This window comes from Halomonas sp. YLB-10 (genome assembly GCF_003856855.1).
GTDB classification, from domain to species: Bacteria; Pseudomonadota; Gammaproteobacteria; order Pseudomonadales; family Halomonadaceae; genus Halomonas; species Halomonas litopenaei.
Genome location: NZ_RRCU01000001.1, coordinates 143,541 through 161,484, shown reverse-complemented (window position 1 = coordinate 161,484; position 17,944 = coordinate 143,541). Strand labels below are relative to the sequence as shown.

Genomic DNA, 17,944 nt, shown 5'->3' with positions numbered 1-17,944 from the left:
CCAATGACACCAAGCCCGTGTGTTTTACTGTCGATCGTGGACTTAGTCCAGTTCTGGCGATACTGCGCCGGTATTGACTGGTGCATCGATGCCAGTGGTGGTCGGCGTTAGATACTTCTTGCCATCGATATCTCGCACCGCCGTTTCGTTGAACAGATCCCGATTCAGCATCAGCATGAAGCTACGTCCGACGATGGCGATGACGAAGCACAGCGGGAACCCCGTCAGGATCGATATCGTCTGTAGTGGCGTCAAGCTTTCTGGATTGAGGAAGTAGAGCGCTGTGGAGACCAGCCCGACCAGCACCAGCCAGAAAGACGCGTTATAGCGTGACGCCTCCTGCTCGGGAAGCAGGGTCTTTTGCGTCGCCGAGGCTAGTGAATAGCCGACCGCACATTGACCGCTGACATAGGACAGCAGGGCTACCAGGCCGAACACCACGATGAACAGTCCTGCGGCAGGCAGTTGCTCGAGCATGGCCTTCACCACCTCGCCGCGACCCGCCTCGTTCATCACCGCGATGAGGTCCAGTTGGCCGCTGGTCTGGAGGTGGATGCCGAATGCCGGAAAGACCATGTAGAACACCATGCAGCCCAGCGACCCGGCCACCAGGCCGGCGAAGACGATTCCCCGAATGGTCCTGCCACGCGATATCTTGGCGATGAAAAGTCCGTAGGGCAGGGCGTAGACGACCCACCAGGAGAAGTAGAAGATCGTCCAGGCTTGGGGAAAGCCGGTATTGCGAATAACGTCTGTGGCGAAGCTCATGTAGACGAAGTTCTGGAGCATCAGGCCCAGCCCGTCTACCGATTGGTTGAGCGTGAAAGACAGCGGGCCACACGCTAGGACGCCCACCAGCAAGGCAATATCCAGGCGGACGTTGAAATTGGACAGGCGAGCGACGCCTTTCTGCAGGCCGAGGATCAGCGCCATCATCGGAATGGCGGTCCACAGAAATATCACGAAGACGTCGAGTACCGGGTTGCCTGCCTGCATGCCAAATGCGTAGGCGAAGGTGCTCGAAATAAGCGGCGTGCCAAGGGCGATCGACGTCATTACGCCGCCGATGATGCCGAACATATACAGAAAGTTGATGGCGTGACCGACCAGGCCATCGGCCCAGCGCCCTAGCACCGGGCGAGTCAGTTCACTGAGTTTCAGGTTGCGTTGCTTGCGGACGTACATGGCATAGCCGATCGGTATCGCGCAGGCGATATACCAGGCCCATGCCGAGGGGCCCCAGTGAAACATGCCGAAGGCGCTGGCCCAGCGTGCCGCCTCTGCACTACCGGGCTCGGCGCCGAAGGGAGGCGACTGCATGATCCAGATCCATTCGGCGGCGCTGAGGTACAGCAGGCTACCGCCGGTGCCCGAGGTGAAGATCATGCCCAGCCAGGTGAGGGTCGAGAATTCTGGACGAGTGTCGCGGTCTCCCAGAACCACCTTGCCGTAACGCGACATCGCCAGATACAGGCAGAAGCTGATCGCGCCGATGGTGGCCAGCAGGAAGAACCAGCCAAGTTCGTTGGTGGTGAAGGCGTGAATCTGATGGAGGAGGCTCCCGCTCTGCTCGGGCCAGAGGGAAAAGACCAGAGCCAGTAGCAGGGTGAGGAGGAGTGCAGGCATGAACACCGCTGGATCGATGCCGGCGATTTCCTTTCTTATTTTCTGATAGCGCATGGGCGAAGCCTTTGCAGGTGAAAACAAAAACCCTGTCGAAGCAGGGGGCAGGCGTGTTGTGGCTATCTAAAATGCTAGTTTAGGGGTTGTCTTTCAACTGCTGTGCGAGGGTGATGTCGTGTCAGAGCGAGAGATGTCACTGAGTGAGTCCTTATATTTCCATAAAAAACAAATATATGAAGGTTTGTTGTGTTTTGGTTAAAGGTTTTTCGCTACGACAAAAGTCTATGCTGTTGTGATGGCTATGGCTATTTCATGTCTTCACAACACTAAATCTAGAATGTTAGATTGTGGTCAGTCATCACCTTTCCTGGCTGGAGCAGCCCGCATGGTTTCAGAGGTCGACATCATCATCATTGGAGCAGGCTCCGCCGGCTGTGTACTGGCGGAAAGGCTGTCACAGGATTGCGATCGACAGGTGCTGGTGATCGAGGCAGGAGCACGCGGCAAGACGCCGACAATCTCGGTGCCGGCAGGGTTCGTCCATCACTTCAACAGTCCTCGCTACAACTACTGCTATCGCTCCGAACCTGAGCCCGAGCTGGGGCAGCAGCGGGTTTACCAGCCCCGGGGGAAGGGGGTTGGTGGCTCCGGTGCGATCAACGCCATGATCTACGTGCGTGGTGATCGGCGAGACTTCGATGACTGGGCTGCGGTCAGCTCTCCACGTTGGTCCTATGACGCTGTCCTGCCCTATTTTCGGCGCCTGGAGCGACACCATAGCGAGGACACAAGGTATCACGGTCGTGATGGAAGCATTGGGGTCCTTTCCACCCGGGATAGTGCCCCCGAGCTTTGCCATGCCTTCTTCGCTGCCTGTGACGCGTCTGGACTGCCGAATAATCATGACTTCAACGGCGAGCGCCTGGATGGCTATGGCTTCTACGACATGAATGTTCGGGCCGGTCTGCGTTCATCGAGCGCTCGGGAATACCTGACCCCGGCGCTGAAGCGCTCGAATCTGTCGCTGATGACGCAGACTCAGGCGAGGCGACTGGTATTCGAGGGGCGACGTGCCGTCGGTGTCGAGGTCGCGTGCGGTGGCGAACGACGCACGATCAAGGCCCGTCAGGAGGTAATCCTGTGTGCCGGAGCGGTGGATTCCCCGAAGTTGTTGCAGCTTTCTGGCGTTGGTGACGCCAAGGCGTTGGCGCAACTGGGCATCGACAGTGTCATCGACAACCCCAGGGTTGGGCAGAATCTGCAGGATCATTTGTGCGGCAGTCTGTTCTTCGAGAGTCGCGAGCCGACACTCAACGTGACGCTTGGCCGGCTGGCGGGCAAGTTGCGGGCTGGCTGGGACTACGTGAGTCGCCGCCAGGGCCCCTTGGCCTTTGGCGTCAAGCACGCTGGCGCCTTTGTCCCCCTCGAGGGGACGGGGCTGTCGGGTCACGGGGAGCACCCGGTGCAAGAGAGTGGCGATGGTCACGCCAAGGCGCAGGTGTTCTTCAATCCCATCTCCTACGCCCTGCCGGAAGAGGCCGGGGGGCGCCTGGTGTTGCATCGGCACGCCGAGGTGTCGCTTTTCTACAATGTCTGCCGACCCTACAGTCGCGGCTCCGTGACGCTGAAGAGCGCTGACCCCGACGATGCGCCGGCGATTCACAATCGTTACCTGTCCGATGCTCGTGACAAGGCAGAACTGCTCGCGGCCTTTCGTCAGGTTCGCAGTCTGGCCAGCGCGGGGCCGCTCAAGGACATCCTGGTCGATCACCGCGGTTACGCCGATATGCACAGTGACGAGGCCATTCTCGACGACTTCAGGGCGTCGTGCGGGTCGATCTACCACCTCTGCGGAAGCTGCGCCATGGGGACCCGGCTCGAGAATTCAGTCGTCGACCCGTCACTCAAGGTTCACGGAGCCGAGGGCCTGAGGGTCGTCGACGCGTCCATCTTTCCCAACATTACCTCCGGCAATACCCAGGCCCCCACCCTGATGGTGGCCGAGGTGGCCGCCGACATCATTCGCCAGTCCTGGAACACTTAGATGAAAATCAAGAAGGTCGAATCTTTCTACAGCGAGGACGTTGGTATCGTCCGCGTCACCATGGCCGACGGCAGCCAGGGCGTGGGCCAGGTGTCCACCTACAACGCCGACATCAGTGTCGAGATCATGCATCGTCAGGTGGTTCCCTTGTTCGAGGGGCGCGACATCAACGGGATTGATGATATCGCTGACAGCGTGGCCCTGGTGCTGGAACGCCAGCACAAGTTTCTGGGCTCCTATCTCTATCGCGCGCTGTGCGGTGTCGAGACGGCGCTGTGGGACTGGCTCGGCAAGGCTCATGACAAGACGGTCTGCGAGCTACTCGGTGGTACGGTTCGACCGCTCAGGGTCTATGCCTCCAGCATGAAGCGCGACATTACCCCCGAGCAGGAAGCTGAACGCTTTCTACGCTTGCGTGATCGCCACGGCTATGACGCTTTCAAGTTTCGTGTGGGCGCCGAGTGCGGTCGTAACCAGGATGAATGGCCGGGGCGCACGGAGGCGATCATCCCGACCATTCGTCGAGCCATGGGGCCTGACGTCGACCTGCTGGCCGACGCCAACAGCTGCTTTCGCCCAGAGCGCGCCATCGAGGTAGGGCGTCTTCTGCAGGACAATGGCATCCAGCATTTCGAAGAACCCTGCCCCTATTGGGAAATGGAGTGGACTCGCCAGGTCACGGCCGCGCTGTCGCTGGACGTCACAGGGGGCGAGCAGGATCACTATCTGCCGGCCTGGCAGAAGATGATCGATGACCGCGTGGTCGACGTGCTGCAGCCAGACATCTGCTACATCGGCGGCATCACACGCACCCTTCAGGTGGTGGAAATGGCCCGCAAGGCTGGGCGTGTCGTGACCCCTCACACCGCGAATCTCAGCCTGGTGACCATCTTCACCCTGCACCTTCAAGGGGCCATCGACAATGCTGGCCCTTATCTCGAGTTTTCCATCGAGGAAGACGACTACTATCCCTGGCAGTACGGCATCTATGACAACTTCCCGGTGGCCAAGGATGGCAAGGTTGCCATCCCCGACGAGCCAGGCTGGGGCATCCGCGTGCGCCAGGACTGGCTGGAATCCGCCCACTACCGAGCGAGCGAATTGACATGACAGCACTCAAGACTCTTTGCGAGAAAGCCGGCGTGATCGATCCGACGCCGCACCTTACGCCGCAGCACTTCATTGACGGGCGGTGGCATACGTCTACCTCGGGCGAGACTATCGAGGTTACCGATCCCGGCAGCGAAAGCACGATTGCACACATCGCCAGGGGCACCCCGGAAGACGTCGAGGCTGCGGTAACCGGCAGCCAGCGTGCCTTCGAACACTGGCGCCGCCTTGCGCCTGCCGCGCGGGCCGAGCACCTCTTTCGTCTCGCCGACACGGTGCGGCGTAATAGCGAACTGCTCTCGGTCATCGAGTGTCTGGATTCGGGCAAACCCCACGCCGAGGCCGAAGCCGATATTCAAGGGGCGGCATCACAGCTCGCCTACTATGCAGGGCTAGCCGACAAGATCGAGGGAAGCACCACCCCCCTGGGCGACGGGTTTGTCTCGATCAATCGCCGCGAGCCGGTGGGGGTGACCGCCCACGTCGCTCCGTGGAACTTTCCGCTGTTGACCGCCGTACGCGGGATCGCCCCGGCACTGGCGGCCGGCTGTACCGCGGTCGTCAAACCGTCCGAGCTGACGTCGCTGTCCACGCTGGTCATGGCGTCCTTGTTCAGCGAAGCCGGCCTGCCCGACGGTGTGGTCAATGTCGTGACCGGCTATGGTCACGATATTGGCGATGCCCTGACGTCCCATCGTCTGGTTCAGCACGTGACCTTTACCGGTTCGGTTGCGACCGGGAAGCAGGTAATGAAGTCGGCTGCCGACAATGTTTCCAGCGTGCTGCTGGAGCTTGGCGGCAAGTCCCCTGCCGTGGTGCTGGCCGACGCCGATATCGACAAGGTCGCCGAGGACATGGTCTGGGCGATCTACTACAACGCAGGCCAGGTATGCACCGCCGGTTCGCGCCTGGTGATCCATGAGTCCCAGCACGAAGCCTTCATGCAGGCCTTTCTGCCACGCGTGGCGGAGCTGACATTGGGACATGGCCTCAAGGGACGAGACATCGGCGCTATCAATTCCGCCGGCCACCTGGCCAAGATTGCCTCCTTCGTCGATGACGCCAAGGCGCGCGGCTTGACCATCCGCTGTGGCGGAAATGTTACCCGTGACCCTGAGAGCGGCAAGGGGCTCTTCTTTGAGCCCACCGTGATTGATCGACTGGAGCGTGATGACCGACTGGTGCAGGAAGAGATCTTTGGTCCGGTCCTGGCGGTACAGGTGGTCGCCAGCGATGAGGAAGCCCTCTCGATTGCCAATGGCACCGACTACGGCCTTGCCGCCTGTGTCTACAGCCGCGATGTCGCCAGGGCGCTTAGACTTGCCGCCGAGATCGATGCAGGTCAGGTCACCATCAACCAGTACTTTGCCGGCGGAATATACGCACCGGTCGGTGGCACCAAGCACTCAGGGTTTGGCCGAGAAAAGGGCCTTTTGGCACTCGACAATTACCTGAGGAACAAGAACGTGACGGTCAAGCTCTAGGGCTTGTCTGAAAAGTGCCTGCGCTCGTCGACTTTTCGGACAGCGCCTAGCGTCCCTGGACGGCTGAATGATACCGCGCCACCCGCGTGGTGGTGCGGTATCGAGCGCTGTTCACCCGTCTTCCCCATGCAAAACGCTCGGCCAGGTGGTACTTGGCCGAGCGCCCCTCTTGCCTGGCATCTGCCTGCCGATTCCCTCACCATACCCCCTTCAGATCACCGCACCCTTCGCGGCGCGCTCGCCAACCGCCTGCCTCGGACTGGATGGCTGGTGCTATCTGCCGCTGTCTGCCGCTGCCTGTCACCCCAGGGGCGTCCCTGCAAACTACCCGGCCCATCACATCTTCTGCCTATGAACCCCAACCCCGCTTCCATGAAGTCGCTGATCGCCTTCGAGGCCACGGCCCGGCTCGGCTCCATGACCGCCGCTGCGGAGGCCGAGCGTACCACCCAGCCGACCATCTCCCAGCGAATCCGGGGGCTGGAGGAATACCTGGGGTTGGTACTGTTCGACCGGCACGGCGGCCGGCTGAGCCTGACCGTCGACGGCGAGCGCTTCTACCGCGAGATGGCGCCGAGTCTCACCACCCTCAGAGACACCTGTGATCGCTTCGTGCGCCACGGCCAGGGGCCAGCGCCAACGGTCGTCATCGCAGCCGACGCGGGTTTTACCCACCTGTGGCTGTTGCCTCGGCTACCGGCGCTCAAGCGGGCCTTTCCCGACTTCAGCTTTCACCTGATGCCGATCGACCGCTCGGACGATCCGCAGCTGCTGGCCGCCGACATCGCGATTCGTTTCGGGCCTTATCTGCCCCAGGAAGAGGGGCAGTTGGTGGCCCGGGAGGCGGTCTTCCCGGTGTGCAGCCCAGACTACGCGCAGGCACATGGGCTATCAGGCCCCCTGTCAGCACAGGACCTGTCACGGCTCTCGCTGTTGCACCAGGACATCAGGAATCCGCGTTGGCTGGACTGGGCCCAGTGGTGCCGCCATGCGGGGCTCACTCCACCCCCGGCGGAGGATATCTTCGCCTACCACAACTACGCGCTGTTGCTGAACGCGGCGCTGGCGCATCAGGGCGTGGCGCTGGGCTGGTCGAACCTGGTCGAGGAGTATCTGGTCACCGGCCAGCTCACTGCCCTGGGACCGCAGGTTACGCGGGAAGACTATGGCTACTGGCTGAGCGTCAAGCACCAGCGCAGCGCGGTCACGGAGCCGGTCAGGGACTGGCTGCTGGACGCGGTGCATCGTGGCGAGGGTGCCACCTCGGGAGATCCGGGGCGGTTGCGCTGAGGGGGCGCCAGATCGGGGCTGATAAGACGCACTGACGCAAAGCAGGGCATGCGTTGGGCGTGGATGCGTTCGCAATGGTGATGGCAAAGGTGCAGAGAGGTAGAGAGGGGCGAGGAGAAAGAGCGGGCGAGAATAGAGAGGGGCGGGGCACAGGACCCCGTGCCCGATGTGGGCACGGGGTGACCTGTCAGCGCCGGCGCGGGCGCAGTCGGAAGCCTTGGCGATAGGGATCGCCCGGTTCGCGGAACAGCGAGAGCAGCACGCCGAGGGTCATGACCAGGATGACCACGCTGACCGGCAGGGCGGCAGCGATCAGGGCGGTCTGCAGGGCGGAAAGCCCACCGACCACCAGCAGCACGGCGGCCACCAGGCCGATCACCACACCCCAGAAGACGCGGAACAGCTTGGGCGGATCATCATCGCCCAGCGACAGGATGGTGGTCAGCACCAGGGTGCCGGAGTCGGATGAGGTGATGAACCAGCTCATCAGCAGGAACACCATCATGGCCGACAGCACCCAGCCGAAGACGCCAGAGCCGACGATCCCGTCCGCAGTGGCGAACAGCGCAGACGGCAGATCCCAGGCGCGCACCATCTCCATGATGCCGGCAGTGCCGGCGCCACCGGCGGCGTTCAGCTCCTGGTGGATGGCGTTGCCGCCGAAGATGACCAGCCAGACAAAGGCCAGCAGTGTCGGTACCAGCAGCACACCGAGGACGAACTCGCGCAGGGTGCGGCCCTTGGAGATGCGAGCGATGAACAGCCCGACGAAGGGAGCCCAGGCGAGCCACCAGCCCCAGTAGAAGATGGTCCAGGCCTGCTGCCATTCGCTGGTACCGGATTGCTCGGCGTACCACAGGCCCATGGGAATGACCTCGGTGGCGTAGTCCGCCAGCGTTTCGCCGAAGGTCTGGATTAGCCACAGGGTCGGCCCGCCGAACAGGAAGATGCCGATCACGACCGCGGATACCCAGATGTTGAGCACCGAGATGATGCGGATGCCCTTCTGCACGCCGCTGACTACCGAGATGATCGACAGCGTCGAGATCACCGCGATCAGCACCAGTTGGGTCGGTAGGCCATCGTCGATGCCGAACAGCTTTTCCAGTCCCACGCCCATCTGGCTGACGCCGAGTCCCAGCGAGGTGGCCACACCAAACACGCAGCCCAGCACGCCGAAGATGTCGAACAGATGCCCGGCGGGCCCGAAGATGCGATCGCCGATAAAGGGGTAAAGCGCCGATCTTAACGCCAGCGGCAGGCCCTTGCGGTAGGCGAAGTAGGCCAGCGACATGCCGACGATGACGTAGATCGCCCAGCCGTGCAGCCCCCAATGGAAGACCGTCACCCGCAGCGCGTCGATGGCGCGCTCATGCCCGATGGCGGTGGCCCCGGCCATATCGGCGTGGGGGTTGTTGGGGTAGCCGAAGGAGTCGGTATTATCGAGATAGAAGATCGGCTCGGCGACACCAAAGAACAGGATGCCGATACCGATGCCGGCGGAGAACAGCATCGAGAACCAGGCGAAGTTGCTGAACTCCGGTCGGCTGTCGTCGGTGCCCAGGCGGATGCTGCCGTAGCGACTGCAGACGATAAAGGCGCAGACCACCAGCAGGGCGACCACGGTCACCAGGTAGTAGCCGCTGAAGGTGCCCTCGATCCAGGCGCGTGCGGTGCCGAAGACCACGGCGGCGGTGTCGGAACTGAGACCGGTGAACAGTACGAAGAGCAGGATCAGCGCCCCTGACGTGATCGTCATGCCGCGGTGCATGCCCTGGAAGGGGCCGCGTTGTTCGAGTTCGGTCACCTTGTAGTCGGTGCCCATTACCGCGTGGGGATTGTCGTCGGGGGGAGACCCCGGGGAAGATGATTCTGGAGTAGCGATAGTCTGTGTCCTCTTGAGCCGGACCTCGGGCCGGCGATCCCGCTGCCGCTACCGTGAGCGGCCTTGTCGGCGCGGCGGCTCGGGGCGAGCCGCCGCGTCAGACCTGTGGCTCATGGCTCCAGCGGATGCTCCTCGCCGATCACCTCCGGATCGAAGGGCTGGCGAGCGAAGATGCGCCGCAGCATGGGCTCGAAGTGTTCCAGTGGTGGCGTCGGATAGTCCGGATCGAACGCCGCCTGATCGTAGCGTTCACAGAAGTCCACGCAACTCTGGTACCAGGGATGGTCCTGGTAGCGATCGCGTTCGTGCGGATCCTCTCCGAAGTGGTGCGCATAGTACACTTTTTGGAACAGTCCGTGGTGATGGATCACCCAAGTCACTTCGGCGCGCACATAGGGCCGGATGATGGCGGCGGCTAGCTGGGAGTGGTTGTAGGGCGCCAGGTCGTCACCGAGATCGTGCAGCAGCGCGGCCACGATCATGTCCTCGTCGGCACCGTCGGCTTCGGCCCGTGCCGCCGACTGCAGCGAGTGTTCCAGGCGCGTCACCTGGTAGCCGCTCAGGCTGTTCTCGAGTCGGCGCAGCGCGTCCAGCAGGCGGTCGACCAACCCCTGGTTGAAGTTATCTTCGAGTTGCTCGAGAAAGACGTATTCCTCCCGAGTCCCGTCCTTCATCTGGCGAAACGTGACCTTTTCCATTCAGGCGACCTCCTCGATGGACGCATGTTGCTTCAAGAGACTGGCGAAACGCTCCCGCGGGCCGTCGGTATCCAGGTAGCAGCCCTGCAGGTGGCGCTGTCCTTCGTTGCTGTCATAGCTGGTGCGGCCGTGCAGTACGCGACTGTTGTCGAACAGCATCAGTTCGCCGGCGCCGAGCGCGAAGCGTACCTCGTAGGTCGGGTCGGCAAACAGCTCGCCAAGGCGCTGGCGGGCGCGGTGGAACAGCCGTGTCTCGGCGTCGGAGAGCAGCGGCAGGCCATCCAGGCGCGGGCTGTAGTGAACGCCGGTGGGGCGACCGTCGTCATCGGTCTGGATCATGGTGCGCTGGGTCACCAGCTGGGTGCCGGCGTCGACGAAGCGAAAGCGTACCGGGGTATGTTTCAGTAGCTCGTAGCCCTCGGGGGTCTCCTGGCGTAGCCGCTCCAGAACCTTGAGGCTGTCGACCAGGGTGGACAGGCCTCCGCTGGTCTCGTTGACCAGACAGTGCAGCAGCTGGATACCCGGCACCGGGTTGCGGTAGGGGTTGTCGGTGTGGGGACCAAGCGCCACGCTGCGATAGGCTAGGTCATTGCCGCTGGGGCGTGAATAGACCTCGAAATAGCGACCGAAGTTGGTTTCCTTGACGTAGCCATAGTGGCTGCCGACCTGAAGGATGCGTTCCGGGTCGGTGGGTACCTTGTAAAGCACCAGATAGCCGTAGCGTAGATAGGCATCCAGTGACTCGCGAAAGACGTCGGGGTCGTCAAGCACCTGGGTCCAGTCAAAGCGCACCTTGTTCTGGTCGAGCGAGGCGTCCCAGGGTTCGGCGGCCGGAAACAGCTCGCTTTCACCGAGTTCCTCGGCCAGGACGCGCAGGTCGTAGGTCTCGCGATGGCCATCGCTGAAGGCCAGCGCCACATGCTGCTCATCGACCTGGGTCGCCTGGGTCAGCGTCAGATTCGCGTCGATGGCGTGGGAGTCGAACAGCCGTTGCTGGGTCATCGGCTCCAGTTGATCCGGCGCCTGGGTACGTTCGCGCAGCCACAGCGGGCTGATTTCGCGGGACTGCTGGCCGTCGATGACAACGATGGCCGGGGGCTGTTCTTGGATGACGAACTCAGGGCGGGAGGTTGGCTTTCGCATCGCGGGTCTCCGGTGTCTGGCAAGCGTTCGGCGCGCATGCTGAGCCATCTCCCGGCGACGGAGTAGAGGCGCTGGCTTATCCTCCACCATGCATTTTCTTTATACCCGTGATGGCAAAGCGCCCGGCAGTACCGGACGCCTGAGGGAGACGCTGTAATACGCACAGATGGGTTCGTGGCCGTCAAGCTAACCTGGATTTGGCTCCAGGCGACAGCTCTCTACGGCCGCCAGTTGTCGCGAGTGTTATCCGGTGTCGAGTGGTGGCGCGAGGGGTGGCGTAAGCGGCTGTCGAGACCCGCAAGAATCACGTCGTTGCGAAATTCCGCGCGCACTAGATCGTCCTGTGTCAGACACAGTGTCTTGAGTTGAGCGGACGGCTTGGAAGAGGTGGTGAGGCTGCGAGCAGGACGGGTGGAAGTGGTCATGTCTGTCTCCTGATCCCCTTGTGAGTCGGCAAGCGCCGACCCAGGGGTTAGGAGTCGCACGCCGCTTTAGCTGCACTTGTATTCCGCCCGCAAGTTGGTGCTTAAATCGGCGGCGTTACGTGTTCGGCAATAAAAAGAGTTCGGGCAACAAAAAACCCGCTCAGCAATAGCTAAAGCGGGCCTCTGGCGTCGCTTTAGCTGCATTTTTTAAAGCGCCCGCAAGCTGAGATTCAAATCGGCGCAGACCCCAACCTATCCCGCAGGTGACCGGCTGTCAATGCAGGGGGGAGGATGGGCGGTCTTTCTCTCGTCGGGCCGGTGTAGCCCTGCTGACGTCGCTAGCGAAAAGGGGGCTTGGGTATGCTGATGGCCTAGATGCGCCCCCGGTGAGCAAGTGGTTGCTCATCGGGGGCGCGTCTGTTCTGGCGACGTCGCCTCAGGCGGTGGCGAGGGGCGCCGGGCGTTCCAGGGTCAGCAGGGTGTCGTGGTCGCGCAGTCGGTAGAGGGTATAGCAGGCGGCCAGCATCGGCAGGGCGGCGAAGAACAGCATATGGCCGAAGGGATCGGTCACCATCGCCGGGATAGTCACCAGTGTCGAGACGCCGTGTACCAGCAGCACGCCACCATAGCTTATGCGCTTGAAGCTGCCGCTGACGAAGGCCAGGATCAGCACCAGTTCGAGCACACCTAGCGCCACCACGACGGCGGTGCCGACGCCGGCGATGCCGAAGTACTTGTCCATGATCCCGCTGCCCTGGCTTGGATTGATGAACTTGCTCAGGGTCCAGACCAGCAGTACCAGAAAGATGCCGATACGCATCGCCAGCAGCCCGCCCTTGAGGCCCGCCATCTCGTTTCCTTCAGTGTGCATCTGAGCTTCCTTGGTCGTCTTCTAGGGGATGGCGCTCGATGGGCGAGCGCCGTGGGAGGCTGTGTCGCATCTGAAAGCGGGACCTTACAACCAGAAGAAAACTTTTCGTGCGGGAGCAGGGAAGGGGCCAGGCCATGTGCCGAGCCACCGAAAACGGAGGGTCTCAGCCGGCGACGCCCCTGGTAGCTGCTCGGACGGGGCTTACTCGGATGGGGCTTACTCGGGCGGAGCTAGCCCGGACGGGGACTACTCGCGGGGGGCTACTTTGACCGGGCCTGCTCGGACGGGGCCTGCGGCGCGGCGCAGCCTTTGAGGTGGTCGACGAACTGGCGCACCTTGGCGAGCTCTCCCAGGTGCTCGGGATAGACCAGGTAGTAGGCGTCGGGACCGCGCAACAGGGTGGGCCAGGCCGGGACCAGGGCGCCGGCCTCCAGTTCATGGTCGATCATGAAGCGTGGAATCAGGGCAAGGCCGCCGCCGGCCATGACCGTGCGAATCAGCGTCTGAAAGGTTTCGAAGCGGATACCGTGGTAGCTGCGATCGGTGCGAATGCCCTGTTCATCGAACCAGCGGTGCCACGCGTCGGGGCGGGTTGACAGGTGCAGCAGCCGGCAGTTGGCCAGATCGGCGGGGCTGTCGATGCGCTGGCGCGCCAGGTAGCCGGGTGCGCCGACCGCCATGACTTCTTCCTCGAACAGCTTGTGACACTCGAGGTTGGGCCAGCTGCCGTGGCCGTGGAAGATCGCTACGTCGATGCCTTCGTTTTCCAGATCGAAGGTCTCCACGCGGTCGGACAGGTGCAGGGTGATACCGGGGTAAGCCTCGAAGAAGGCCGGTAGCTGCAACGACAGCCAGCGCGTGCCGAAGGTGGGAAGCGTGGCCACCTTGAGCACGTCACCGTGGCCGCTGTAGGTCATGATGGCGTTGGCCGACATCTCGAGGTGGGCCAGGATCTTGCGCACCTCGGTCAGGTACAGCGAGCCTTCCGGCGTCAGCACCAGGGTGCGCCTGAGTCGACGGAAGAGCTTGTGCTGCAGGTAGTCCTCGAGCTGGGCCACCTGCTTGCTGATGGCGCTCTGGGTGATGCTCAGCTCATCCGCCGCCCGGGTGAAACTCAGGTGCCGGGCGGCGGCTTCGAAACACTGAAGCGTGGTGGTCGAGGGGAGATGACGGGCCTTCATCGAACGCTGACTCCAGCGTAAAAACGCCATTCTACCGCAGTCGAGGCACTACCGTTGAGGCCGATACCGTCTGCAGATATACGCCAGCAATGGCCGGGCAGATGTTTTTCAGGCCATTGCCAGGGCACCGTTCGGGCACATCTACGCAGCGATCGACACTGGTTCGGGCATGGTGGTCCGGTAAAACTCACCGTCTTGATAGCTCGTAAAATACAAGATGGATGGGAGGAATCTTCTTTCCATATCGCTTCTTTTTTCGACGCTTTATCGCAGCAGCTTTGCCTGAAAAGTCGGTGAAGCAATGATGGGGTCGGAAAGCGTAGAAACTGGGCTAGGCTGTTGTCTTTTCTTGTGCGGAAGTTCACAGGTGAGGATGTTCTATGCCACTTTTTACGATCTCCGGGCTTGACTCGTCGGCCTCTGCCGAGCTCGCCGTCACCTCGCATGCGCTGGCGACCTACTCGCAGACAGACCGTGCGCTCGGGCTACCCCTTGGACAGATGCTGGTGACCCTGGACAACATCGCAGGACCGGGGACCTTTTCAGCCAATCAGGTCACCAGTGGCCTACCGGGAGGCTGGCGAGAAGTCTCGGCCAGCGAACTGGGGTTGCCATCCTCTCTGGTGGACGTCGATGGCTACATCACGCTTCAGAGCCCCTTGCTCGGCAATGTCTCCCGTGGCCCTCAGCTCAAGGTCCTGGCCGAGCAGGACGCCCTGGGCAACATCAGCCGCGTCAGCGTGGCCTATGCCGGTACCAATGCCCCGGTAGATATCGTCGACTACTCCTTTCTGAATTCCGGCAAGCAGATCGCGAAGACCATGGCACCCGTGCTGTCCGGGGTGGCGTCGTTCATGGACCAGCATGGGCTTGAGGGTGATGACGCCATCATTACCGGCTACAGCCTGGGTGGGGCGCTGGCCAATATCCAGGCGCGCTTCTCGGATCAGTTGGCGGGCGGGTTCTTCGCTGACAGTCACTATCTTGGCCATGCGTCACCGCTGATCTTCGAAGCCGACAATGTGCTCAATATCGGTTTCGAGAACGACGTCATCCATCGTTTCGTCGGTGACCACGAGGATCTGAAGTCGGCGCTCGAGGGCTTCGATGGCTTTCTGGAGAACAGCGATGAGAACTACTCAAGCTCCGTGGACAATCTGGTGCTGTTCGATGCTGTCTACAGCAAGTCGCCCTGGCTGTTAGCCAGCGACAGCGGCCTGAATCCCTTCGCCTGGGGCGCGCATCTTGGTGGCATCACGTCGGACGCGGTCGCGCGCATTGTCTCCTCATCGTTTTATGAGCTGATGAGTCAGGACAGCGTAGTGGTGGTGTCCTCACTTGGTGCCGGTGGGCGCGCGATACACTGGGTGGGCGATATCGACTCGCCGACATCCAATCACGCGGGCGAGCCGGCCTTTATTGTCGGCAGTGTCTTTGACGACCTGCTGCGTGACGGCGCGTCCGATGATTACATCGAAGGCTTTGCCGGAGACGACGAGATCCGGGTCTCGACCGGCACCAACCAGGTCGAAGGGGGGCAGGGCACCGACACCCTGTTATTCGAGGGAGAGGCGGATGACTACGAGGTCTACCGGCTGGATGATGGGCGGATTGGCGTGTCCGGCCATGATTCCCTGACCCTGGCGGGCGGCATCGAGCGCATCGAGTTCGAGTACGGCGGCGGCTTTCGCGGTGCCGGTCCCGGCCTGCGCTACGTTATCGAAGACGATCGTCTGGAAGACGAGTTTCGATTCGATTGGTTCGATCGCGATATTGCCTTCGTCGATGCACCCCAGGACGGCCAAGGCGGCGAGTGGTCGAGGGAAGAGGTCGCGCTTGCCGATGCCGGCGATAGGGTCTTCTCGGCCGCGGCCCGTGATGACGCCCTTCACCTTGGTGACCTGTTCGATGACGAGGCTTCCTTCAGCGCTGAATCTTCTCGGGACACCGGCGACGGCATCTTCGGCTGGCAAGGTGGCGCCATGGCGCTGGCCGGACTCGAGGCTGCCGCCTTCTTTGTCGGATCGGCACTGAGTGGGCATGTGGAACTGCCGGAGGCATGGCAGGCGATTTAAGATCTGCAAGAGGGCGCGGCTGGGGCCTGAGAGCGGTTCTTCAGGCCGTCCGCGCCCGTTTTCAGGCCATGAAGACACATCGGCCTGCTCGACAGCCCCCACGGCAAGCCCCTTGCGGTAGTCGTCCGCCCCCTGCACGCCGATGGCCAGGCAACGGCGCTCGAACACCATCCCCAACCCGTGCACGCCCAATACCGCCCGGTCCCCCGGGCGTCGTTGTTTGTGGCTTCAACTTTAGATGCAACTCCAGGACATGTTCACCAGCGGGAGATGTCGTCGTGATGTCGATCGGTTGGGCACACCATCGTGATGCTGGCGCGCCTCGGGCGGTGAGTACCGTATCGGGTTCTCACTTAGTGGGTTTTGATATTTTCAAAACTTATATCTGGATTGCGAATAACTGAATTGTACTGGTCTTTGGTCCCCATATTCTGAGGCATAACCAAGAAGGAGCCCCGCCAAGGGTCGATTCCCCTCGGTGCAGATTAAACAAATTTTATAAAGGGCCGATCCCCATGACCGCTATCGCTTCCCATCTCGTCGCTGGCCAGATCGGTGAACGTGCCTCTCCGGGCCATCAGCACGCCTGCCACCGTGCCTCCGGTGTGGCCAGTCGCCAGCTGACGCTGGCGCTCGATACAACAACACAGGAGACAAGTTGATGGCCAACACACCACTGGACGAACCAAAGAAAGGGCCTCTGGACGGCGTGACGGTACTGGACTTCTCGCGGGTGCTTGCAGGGCCCTACTGCACCATGGTCCTGGCGGACCTTGGCGCCCGCGTCATCAAGGTCGAGAAGATCGGCACCGGTGACGATACACGAGAGTTCGGCCCCTTTGTCGAAAACGAAAGTGCCTACTTCAGTTGCTTCAATAGAAACAAGGAAAGCATCGTACTGGACATCAAGTCGCCGCGTGATCGCGAGTTGCTGGAGCGCCTGCTGGACGAGGCCGATGTGCTGGTGGAGAACTTCAGACCCGGGGTCATGGAGCGTCTTGGCTATGGTCCGGAGCGCCTCGCCCAGACCCATCCTCACCTGATCTATTCCTCGATTTCAGGCTTCGGTCACACCGGCCCGTTCAGCGAGTTGCCAGGCTACGACATGGTGGTGCAGGCCATGGGCGGCGTGATGAGTCTGACCGGTTGGCCGGACGGTGAACCGGCCCGAGTCGGTACCAGCTTTGGCGACCTGAGCGCGGCCCTGTTTGCGGCGGTGGGCATCATTTCTTCGCTGTATAGCCGAACCAAGGACGCCCAGGGGACCCGTGTCGATATCGGCATGCTGGACTGCCAGGCGGCGATGATGGAAACGGCGCTGGCACGCTACGACATCGAAGGCGTCGTGCCGAATAGAACCGGTGATTGCCACCCGTCGCTGGCGCCTTTCGAAAGCTTCAAGGCCGAGGATGGCAAGCTGGTCATCGCCGCCGGCAACGACACCCTGTTTCTGCTGATGGCCGATGCCATCGGCGCCTCGCGACTGGCCTTCGATCCCCGGTTCATCACCAATGATCTTCGCTGCCAGAATCGCCCGGCGCTGGTGGAGGAGATGGAGCGCATCCTGACGACCAGGCCCGTGCAGCACTGGGTCGACCTGCTCAACGAGGAAGGCGTTCCCTGCTCGCCGATCAACACCATCGACAAACTGCTCGATCATCCCCAGTTGAAGGCGAGAAACATGATCGTCCAGGTCCAGGGAAGCGCTGGGAAGCCCTTCAGGACAGCGGGCAACCCGATAAAGATGACCGGCAGGGTGGACCTTGGCAGCGATACACCGCTTGTGGCGCCAGGCCTGGGTCAACATCGACAGGCCATTCTCGATGAGTTGATGGCGCGTCACGGTTCCTATTGCCTGCCTTCCACGCCAGGGCAAGCCGACAAGGCGCGGTCGGCCAAGGCCGGCTCGACATCTTCGGGGCAACGTCGAGGAGCCCAGAGTGATCAAGCAGCGAGGGCCAGGCAAGACTCGCGCAAGGCGAGTGGCAGCGCCGCCACCCGGATAAAGGGTGGCCAGTCGGCCTCCGACAAACAGGGTCAAGAATCCGCTCGAGATCTGGGCAAACGGGTCGGAAAACCCTAGTCGTCAGACGCGTTTTTTCATCAGATGTACGC

General features: G+C 62.0%; 14 protein-coding genes. 7 read left to right on the top strand and 7 right to left on the bottom strand.

From position 1 onward, the window contains the following. Window positions 1-42 precede the first annotated feature (42 nt). The gene (locus EBB56_RS00520) at window positions 43-1,680 is read right to left on the bottom strand and encodes a BCCT family transporter (RefSeq protein ID WP_124802346.1); all 1,638 of its coding nucleotides are present in this window, start codon (window positions 1,678-1,680) and stop codon (window positions 43-45) included. Window positions 1,681-2,008: 328 nt separating this feature from the next. Between EBB56_RS00520 and EBB56_RS00515 the strand changes: the two genes are divergently transcribed. The 4 genes from EBB56_RS00515 (at window position 2,009) to EBB56_RS00500 (ending at window position 7,551) form a co-directional block, all read left to right on the top strand. Continuing rightward, complete coding sequence (locus EBB56_RS00515; protein ID WP_185696357.1) at window positions 2,009-3,667, top strand: GMC family oxidoreductase; 1,659 nt, start codon at window positions 2,009-2,011, stop codon at window positions 3,665-3,667. Then, entirely contained in the window at window positions 3,668-4,777 is a 1,110-nt protein-coding gene (locus EBB56_RS00510) for a mandelate racemase/muconate lactonizing enzyme family protein (protein ID WP_124802342.1), read from the top strand. Next, window positions 4,774-6,261, top strand: a complete 1,488-nt coding sequence (locus EBB56_RS00505; RefSeq protein ID WP_124802340.1) for an aldehyde dehydrogenase — start codon at window positions 4,774-4,776, stop codon at window positions 6,259-6,261. The genes EBB56_RS00510 and EBB56_RS00505 overlap by 4 nt, the downstream gene beginning before the upstream one ends. Window positions 6,262-6,612: 351 nt before the next feature. After that, complete coding sequence (locus EBB56_RS00500; RefSeq protein ID WP_185696356.1) at window positions 6,613-7,551, top strand: LysR substrate-binding domain-containing protein; 939 nt, start codon at window positions 6,613-6,615, stop codon at window positions 7,549-7,551. Window positions 7,552-7,738: 187 nt separating this feature from the next. Here EBB56_RS00500 and EBB56_RS00495 read toward each other — a convergent pair whose 3' ends face one another. From EBB56_RS00495 to EBB56_RS00470, 6 genes are all read right to left on the bottom strand, one after another. Then, a complete protein-coding gene (locus tag EBB56_RS00495) occupies window positions 7,739-9,376 on the bottom strand; it encodes a BCCT family transporter (protein WP_181248556.1) in 1,638 nt (545 codons plus the stop codon). A 170-nt stretch (window positions 9,377-9,546) separates the two neighbouring features. Further along, complete coding sequence (locus EBB56_RS00490) at window positions 9,547-10,134, bottom strand: HD domain-containing protein (RefSeq protein WP_124802336.1); 588 nt, start codon at window positions 10,132-10,134, stop codon at window positions 9,547-9,549. Further along, window positions 10,135-11,277 (bottom strand): TauD/TfdA family dioxygenase, encoded by a 1,143-nt coding sequence (locus EBB56_RS00485; protein ID WP_124802334.1) that lies wholly within the window; start codon window positions 11,275-11,277, stop codon window positions 10,135-10,137. It lies immediately after the preceding gene. A gap of 218 nt (window positions 11,278-11,495) precedes the next feature. Continuing rightward, entirely contained in the window at window positions 11,496-11,702 is a 207-nt protein-coding gene (locus tag EBB56_RS00480) for a hypothetical protein (protein ID WP_124802332.1), read from the bottom strand. A 436-nt stretch (window positions 11,703-12,138) separates the two neighbouring features. Next, window positions 12,139-12,573 carry a hypothetical protein gene (locus EBB56_RS00475; protein WP_045990950.1) on the bottom strand — a complete coding sequence of 145 codons (435 nt, stop codon included), beginning with the start codon at window positions 12,571-12,573 and terminating at the stop codon, window positions 12,139-12,141. A gap of 260 nt (window positions 12,574-12,833) precedes the next feature. Further along, window positions 12,834-13,754 carry a LysR substrate-binding domain-containing protein gene (locus tag EBB56_RS00470; protein WP_124802330.1) on the bottom strand — a complete coding sequence of 307 codons (921 nt, stop codon included), beginning with the start codon at window positions 13,752-13,754 and terminating at the stop codon, window positions 12,834-12,836. A gap of 380 nt (window positions 13,755-14,134) precedes the next feature. On the opposite strand from EBB56_RS00470, the gene EBB56_RS00465 reads away from it, so the two are divergent. The 3 genes from EBB56_RS00465 to EBB56_RS00460 all read left to right on the top strand — a co-directional run bounded on the left by EBB56_RS00465 (window position 14,135) and on the right by EBB56_RS00460 (window position 17,912). Beyond that, entirely contained in the window at window positions 14,135-15,829 is a 1,695-nt protein-coding gene (locus EBB56_RS00465) for a hypothetical protein (RefSeq protein ID WP_124802328.1), read from the top strand. Between the two features lie 515 nt (window positions 15,830-16,344). Continuing rightward, window positions 16,345-16,491, top strand: a complete 147-nt coding sequence (locus EBB56_RS21785) for a hypothetical protein (protein ID WP_156088600.1) — start codon at window positions 16,345-16,347, stop codon at window positions 16,489-16,491. Further along, window positions 16,491-17,912: a CaiB/BaiF CoA-transferase family protein gene (locus EBB56_RS00460; RefSeq protein ID WP_260425256.1), complete on the top strand. Its 1,422-nt coding sequence runs from the start codon at window positions 16,491-16,493 to the stop codon at window positions 17,910-17,912. Before EBB56_RS21785 ends, EBB56_RS00460 begins: the two co-directional genes overlap by 1 nt. Window positions 17,913-17,944 lie beyond the last annotated feature (32 nt).